5 protein-coding genes and 3 tRNA genes are annotated in these 6,489 nt (G+C 56.2%); 1 reads left to right on the top strand and 7 read right to left on the bottom strand.

The annotated features are described in order from the left end of the window. From ACWI8T_RS07490 to ACWI8T_RS07460, 7 genes are all read right to left on the bottom strand, one after another. Nucleotides 1–618, bottom strand: a 618-nt coding sequence (locus ACWI8T_RS07490; protein WP_449138487.1) for a site-2 protease family protein, incomplete at its 3' end; no start/stop codon positions are given. A gap of 50 nt (nucleotides 619–668) precedes the next feature. Continuing rightward, nucleotides 669–1,130 (bottom strand): tRNA (cytidine(34)-2'-O)-methyltransferase, encoded by a 462-nt coding sequence (locus ACWI8T_RS07485; RefSeq protein ID WP_449138486.1) that lies wholly within the window; start codon nucleotides 1,128–1,130, stop codon nucleotides 669–671. A 2-nt stretch (nucleotides 1,131–1,132) separates the two neighbouring features. Then, nucleotides 1,133–3,220 (bottom strand): ABC-F family ATP-binding cassette domain-containing protein, encoded by a 2,088-nt coding sequence (locus ACWI8T_RS07480; protein WP_449138485.1) that lies wholly within the window; start codon nucleotides 3,218–3,220, stop codon nucleotides 1,133–1,135. A 93-nt stretch (nucleotides 3,221–3,313) separates the two neighbouring features. Beyond that, nucleotides 3,314–5,005 carry a L,D-transpeptidase family protein gene (locus ACWI8T_RS07475; protein WP_449138484.1) on the bottom strand — a complete coding sequence of 564 codons (1,692 nt, stop codon included), beginning with the start codon at nucleotides 5,003–5,005 and terminating at the stop codon, nucleotides 3,314–3,316. A 205-nt stretch (nucleotides 5,006–5,210) separates the two neighbouring features. Then, a tRNA-Asn gene (locus ACWI8T_RS07470) sits at nucleotides 5,211–5,285 on the bottom strand. A 45-nt stretch (nucleotides 5,286–5,330) separates the two neighbouring features. Then, nucleotides 5,331–5,405: transfer RNA gene (locus tag ACWI8T_RS07465), tRNA-Asn, on the bottom strand. Nucleotides 5,406–5,411: 6 nt separating this feature from the next. Beyond that, nucleotides 5,412–5,486, bottom strand: a tRNA-Val gene (locus tag ACWI8T_RS07460). Nucleotides 5,487–5,692: 206 nt separating this feature from the next. Here ACWI8T_RS07460 and ACWI8T_RS07455 point away from each other — a divergent pair. Further along, nucleotides 5,693–6,331 (top strand): lactate utilization protein, encoded by a 639-nt coding sequence (locus ACWI8T_RS07455; protein ID WP_449138483.1) that lies wholly within the window; start codon nucleotides 5,693–5,695, stop codon nucleotides 6,329–6,331. The last annotated feature ends 158 nt before the right edge of the window (nucleotides 6,332–6,489 follow it).

Genomic DNA, 6,489 nt, shown 5'->3' with positions numbered 1-6,489 from the left:
GGGATTCACGTTGAAAAGGTACGGCACCAAAATAACCACGATCATGAACACGGGCAACGCGTACTGCTGAATACGGTAATACGAATGCAGCTGCTTATCGTTAAGGAACAGCGCGATGATGCTCGAGCCATCGAGCGGCGGAATCGGAATGAGGTTGAAGAACATCAAATACAGGTTGATGAGCGTGAACATGGGCAAAAACATGAGATAGAAGTACTCAAACACCTCATTTGAACCCACGAGGCCCGGCGCATACGGGTAAAGAATCCAGGCGATAAACGCCGAGGCAAGCGCCATAAGCAAATTCGCCGCAGGACCGGCCAAGCCGACAATAGCCTCGCCTTTACGCAGGTTCTTGAAATACATGGGATTGTAGGGTACGGGCTTCGCGTAGCCGAACACCGGACCGCCCATGGCCATGAGCAGCAGCGGCATGAGCACCGTGCCGAACGGGTCGATGTGTTTGAGCGGGTTCAGGCTCAAACGGCCCTGGCTTTTCGCAGTTGGGTCGCCGAGTTTGTGCGCGGCAAAGCCATGCGCGACTTCATGCAACACAATGGCGGGCACGAAGCACAGAACGCTAATGATGATGTAGATGATGTATGACTGGCTAAACATAGTAATTTAGTAGTGTATATCAAAACTCCCGCTTTAGCCAGACTGCCACGCTATTGTAAATAAGGGTAACCGTTTTGCCGCAAAGCCTCGAACGCAGCAATGGCCACAGCGTTGCTCAAATTCAAACTGCGCATGCCATCGCGCATGGGAATGCGCACGCAGGCCGACGCGAAACGCTCCATCCAACGCTCGTCGAGTCCACGGCTCTCACGACCGAACACCAAATAGCATTCATCGGAATACGTCACTTCGCCAAACATCGTATTCACATGACCCGTGAAAAGATGCAGCTCGTCGGCGGCGTGTGCCTCGAAGAATTCCTCGGCGCAAGCCCAACGCACGATCTCGACGTCGTTCCAGTAATCGCAGCCCGCACGGCGCAGGTTACGCTCGGTAATGCGAAAGCCAGCCGGCTCCACTACATGCAGCCGCGCGCCGATGCATGCGCACGTGCGCGCGATATTGCCCGTGTTTTGAGGAATTTCGGGTTCAACGAGGACGATATTCAGCATAGTTACGCCTGCTCCTGCTGCTTGCGCATTTCTTCCTCGAGCTCTTCGTTGAGCAAGAACCACTCCTCTTCCGCGGCGGCGATACGCGCCTTGAGTTTGCCGTGCTCGGCGATGGCGTCGGAGCTTTCGGCTTCGTTGATATAGAAATCGGGGTCGGCCATAAGCTCAAGCAGCTCTTTCATGCGTGCGTTGTCGCGCTCGAGCTGGCGGTCGAGCTCGGCGATGCGCTTGCGATGGTTCTTGAGCGCCGCATATGCGCGATTGCGGGCTTCGGCCTCGCGACGCTTCTGTTCTTTCGTTTTCGGGGCGCTCGCACGCGGAGCCGTAAGCGGCTCAGCAGGCTTTGCGGTCGCGCCCTTTCGGCGATTGTTCACCGAAACGGTGGTTTTCGCTTTTTTCGATTTCGCCTTGGAGCGCGACGCGGAATCGTGCACCTCGCCTTCGGGCTGATTCAAGAAATCGTCGAGCGAGCTCGCCGAAAGGTCGCTTCCGCCTTCGAGCTGGCCCGATTTGAGCAGGTAATAGTCATAATCGCCGTCATACACGGTCACCTTACCCGGCACGACCTCAATAATGCGGTTCGCGACGTTGCGAATGAGGTGGCGATCGTGCGTAATGAGCAGCACGGTGCCCTCGAAACGGTTGAGCGCCTGCTCGAGAATGTCGGCGCTCGCGATATCGAGATGGTTCGTGGGCTCGTCGAGACACAGAAGCGGAGCGGGCGCCACGAGCATTTTCGCAAGTGCCAAACGACACTTCTCGCCACCGGAAAGCACGCTTACGCGCTTGTCGACGGCGTCATCGGTAAACAAGAACGCACCGAGAAGACTCCGAACCTGGCTCATAGTCCAACCAGGAGCAGCACGATCAAGCTCCTCGAATACGGTGTTGCCCGGGTAGAGCTCTTCGAGCTGGTGTTGGGCAAAGTAGGTCTTCGACACGTGCACGCCATATTCGATAGTGCCCGCATCGGGCGCGAGCACGCCCGCGATCATTTTCAGAAGCGTCGATTTGCCGGCGCCGTTCGGGCCGACGAGCGCAACCTTCTCGCCGCGATACAGCGACAAATCGAGGCCATCGTAGACATGTTTCTCGCCGAAGTGCTTGACCACACCGCTGCAGCGCACCACCATATCGCCCGTGCGCGGCGGCTGCACGAAGTTGAAATGCACAGTCTTCTTTTCCTGCGGTACCACGATGCGCTCGATTTTCTCGAGCTTCTTCACGCGATCTTGCACCTGTTTGGCCTTCGTGGGCTTGTAGCGGAACTTCTCGATGAACGCTTCCATATGCGCGATTTCTTCAGCCTGGCGTTCGGCCTGCTGGCGAAGGCGTTCGATACGCTCATCGCGCTGCTTCAGGTATGCGGAATAGTTGCCCTTGTACAGCTCAAGACGGCCGGCATCAATCTCGGCGACGCGATCGACCATGTTGTCCATAAAGGCACGGTCGTGGCTTACCACGACAACCGCGCCGTCGTAGCCGCGCAAAAAGCCCTCAAGCCACTTCACGCTTTCGAGATCGAGGTGGTTGGTGGGCTCGTCGAGCAGGAGCAAGTCGGGTTTGCGAATAAGCAGCTTGGCGAGCGCGATGCGCATTTGCCAGCCTCCCGAGAAATCGCCGGTATGGCGGGACATGTCGTCTTCCTTGAAGCCCAAGCCGAACAACACGCTGCGCACCTGCGATTCAAGGCGGTACCCGCCGAGCGCCTCATAGCGCTCGCGCGCACGGCCGCACGCGGCAAGCTTCTCGGGAGTGGAATTTTCGTTCAAGCTTGCCTCGAGCTCATGGAGGCGCTGCTCAGCCTCGAGAATTTCTTGCTGGCTCGAAATAACCTCATCGAAAATGGAGCGGTCTTCCATCTCGATGGCTTCCTGCTCCAAATAGCCCACAACGGCACCCTTGGCGAACACCACATTGCCCGAATCGGCGTCTTCATGCCCAGTAATGACCTTCAACATGGTAGTTTTGCCCGCGCCATTCGGGCCTACCAGCGCCAATCGATCATGGGCCTCAAGGCGAAAGCACGCGTCGGAGAACAGCGTTCTGCCGCCAAAGCTTTTCGTGAGATGCTCTACCTGCATAATCATGTGCGTTGCCTCTTCCTCTATCGCGCCTTGCGTCTTGGCGCAAGCAAGCCGCCCCGAAAGGCGGCCTGCGATAATTGCATTACATAGTGGCGCTTACCAGTGCACGATAACCGGGTCGCCGTTTTGAATGATGCCGTAAATCTCGGCCGCCTTATCGGTGGGCAGGTTCACGCAGCCATGGCTGCCGTACGTCTTGTAAGCATCGGGATTGCTGAATACCGAAGAAGGCTGCCAGCTGGCATCGTGAAGGCCGACCAGATTGCCTACAAACGGCATCCAGTATTGCACCTCGGATTCCCATTCGTACTTGCCGTCCTCTTTCTTCGGACCGCGCAGCATCGAGGGACTCTGGTGGGTTTTGAGGTAATAGGTGCCCGTAGGGGTCGCATCCTCGCCGCCAGGTTTGCCCGAAACAATGCCCGACTCCCAAAGCAGGTTACCCGTCGCGTCGTAATATCGCGCGTACTGCTCAGTAAGGTCAACATCACAATAGGCGCCCCAATCCATGCCTGGCGCCGTAAACCCGTTGCCCGTTTGCGAACACGGTACAGAGATTTCGCCTTGGCTTGCATTGGTAACGGCGTCTTCAATGGTCGACACGAGCGACGAAGTATCGACGGCCCAACCGTAATCGCCGCCGCTCACGCTCACCTGCTTGCCATCGCCACGCGTGTAGGTACGCGTGGAGCCCACCGTATTCAGCGAGGCAACAAGGGCGCTCGCCCACTCGCTCATAACGGCCTCGTTGAAGGTAGGAGCGTAATTGTCGTCGAAGGTCACCCATTGGGAAATCACGTCACCATTAATCTGCGTGATGTCTTCCGTCGTATTGGCAAGCTGGGCCACGAGCGTTACGTCGCATGCGACAAGCTTGTTCGCGGCTTCGGTTCCCTGAATCAGACGAGAATCGGTTGAGAGCACCTGGGGTTTGATAACCACATCATCGTCGAGCTTGAGCGTATCTTGCATGCTGAGCATGGCGGTAATCGCCTGCTGCACGACTTCTTCCGCATCGAGCTGAGTGCCGTTGACCTCGGGCTTGATCTTGTAGCTGTGCGATTCAGCATCGAAGACGATTGCGGCATCTTCGGAAGCGGTTTGACCCGCGTTGAATTCTTCGATTTCCTCGGTAAGCAAATTGCGGAGCGCCGTCGAATCGGCCGAGGCGGTTAGATTCTCGGTGGCATCATGCGCACCCCACATGTTCACGAACCACAGCGCGGGATTCATGCCGCCCTTCGCAGCGGCAATCACCTTGTCGGAATCGAGCTGAATGCCACCCTGCTTTGCGGTGATGTTCGTGGAAAAGCCCTCGCCCGAAATCGAAAGCGCATAGGATTTCTCGGCCGATTCGAGTTCGTCGACAGCTTGATCGAACGGCTTCATGGACAAATCGAAATTGCCCAACGTGGTATTCGGGTAGAAGCGGCCCATGAATATAACGGCGCCCGCGACATATACGACAAGCAGAAGCGCCACAACGACCAGCGCAGCAATCGCAACAGGGTTGCGCCTGCGCCCTTCAGCGAACTTCCGGGAACCAGCAGTTCCACCCGGAACCTTGCCGCCCGGATAAGCCGCATTGGGAGCCGCGCTAAAACGATGGGGGCCGCGGCCGTTCATCTGAACCGGATTAACGCTGCCGCCCGTTGAGCCCAAATCGAAATCGGACGGCATAGAAGGCTTCGTCGCATGTGCGACGGTTTCTGCCTTATCAAGCTGAGGGAATGCTTCCGAGCGATGCGGTTTTTGTTGCTTATTTTGAGATGCGTGCTTGCCTTCCACGGCAGTCACCCTTCTTTGAATCGAACACAGCACGACTGTTATGAAGTCGTGAATCTAAAGTATAGCAGCGAAAATGCTCCGAGCGATTCTTTGGGGGAGGCCTCGTCGAATACGCCATATGTTGCACACGATAGACTAGGCGAAAATGTTGCAGAACTGAGCAAGATACAAAAAGAGCTCGCATGTGCGAGCCCGAAGTTCTGGATGGCTCCCCGGGTAGGATTCGAACCTACAACCTATCGGTTAACAGCCGAGTGCTCTGCCGTTGAGCTACCGAGGAATATGTGAAATCAAAAGCCGCCCTAAGGCGGCTCTAAATTTTGAATGGCTCCCCGGGTAGGATTCGAACCTACAACCTATCGGTTAACAGCCGAGTGCTCTGCCGTTGAGCTACCGAGGAATGAAATGGTGGGCGTTATAAGATTTGAACTTATGACCTCTTCCGTGTGAAGGAAGCGCTCTCCCCCTGAGCCAAACGCCCATTTCTTTCGTGCGCCGCAGCGCGAGAATGTATATTACGCACTTTCCCCTTTCGGCGCAAGCGTTATTTTCAACTTTTTTCGAAGATGCATGGCAAATACGCCTTCTTTTCCCTATGACCTGGAAAAACGGGAGAGAGATATTTTGTACCAGAAAAACGTGCGACAATGCACATGATGCATTCGTTACCGAAACCAAGGGGGAATCATGGCCGATCCTCGCAAAGACGCCTTTGCCACCACGTCGAAAACGATTATCAAGAATCTTGAGCGAGCTGGAATGGATGGCTACTTCTGTGAAACGTCCGCCGACGCGCGCGAACTAGTAAAGTCCCTTGTGCCTGAGGGCTCGAGCATCGCGTGGGGCGGCACCGAGACCTTCAAGGAAACCGGCGTGAAGGAAATGCTCGAAGCGGGCGCCTACACCATGCTCGACCGCGCGAAAGCGACCACGCCCGAAGAGCAGCGAGCCGTCTATCTGCAGCACTTCGATTCCGATTTCTTCTTCATGAGCGCCAATGCGCTTACGCTCAAAGGCGAGCTCGTGAACATCGACGGCAACTCCAACCGCGTGGCATGCCTCTCGTTTGGCCCGAAGCACGTTATTGTGCTCGTGGGCATGAATAAGATCGTCAAAGACACCGAAGAGGGCCTCAAACGCGTACGCACCATGGCGTGCCCGCCGAATGCCGCCCGCCTGCACACAGGCACGCCCTGCGAAACGGTGGGAATATGCGGCATGTGCCACGAGCCGGGCTGCATGTGCTGCAACACCGTCATCACACGCCATAGCCGCCACGCCGGCCGCATTAAAGTCATTCTCATCGCAGAAGACTTGGGCTTCTAAACAAAAAGCCGGGGGCATACGCTCCCGGCAATTACTTATTTGCCCATGATTTGCCCATAGGCCGATTTTTGGGCCTGAAAAAGAAAAAGTCGGAAGTCAAAAATGACTTCCGACCAGGTGTTTTGTGGTGGGCCCGCCCGGATTCGAACCGAGAACCA

The organism is Slackia sp., assembly GCF_977041755.1.
Note: the sequence above shows the minus strand (reverse complement) of the source record. Positions and strands in the feature narration are given on the sequence as shown.

Coding starts and splice junctions, on each gene's coding strand:
- ACWI8T_RS07455 (WP_449138483.1), top strand. CDS start 5,693: ATGGCCGATCCTCGCAAAGACGCCTTTGCCACCACGTCGAAAACGATT.
- ACWI8T_RS07485 (WP_449138486.1), bottom strand. CDS start 1,130: ATGCTGAATATCGTCCTCGTTGAACCCGAAATTCCTCAAAACACGGGC.
- ACWI8T_RS07480 (WP_449138485.1), bottom strand. CDS start 3,220: ATGATTATGCAGGTAGAGCATCTCACGAAAAGCTTTGGCGGCAGAACG.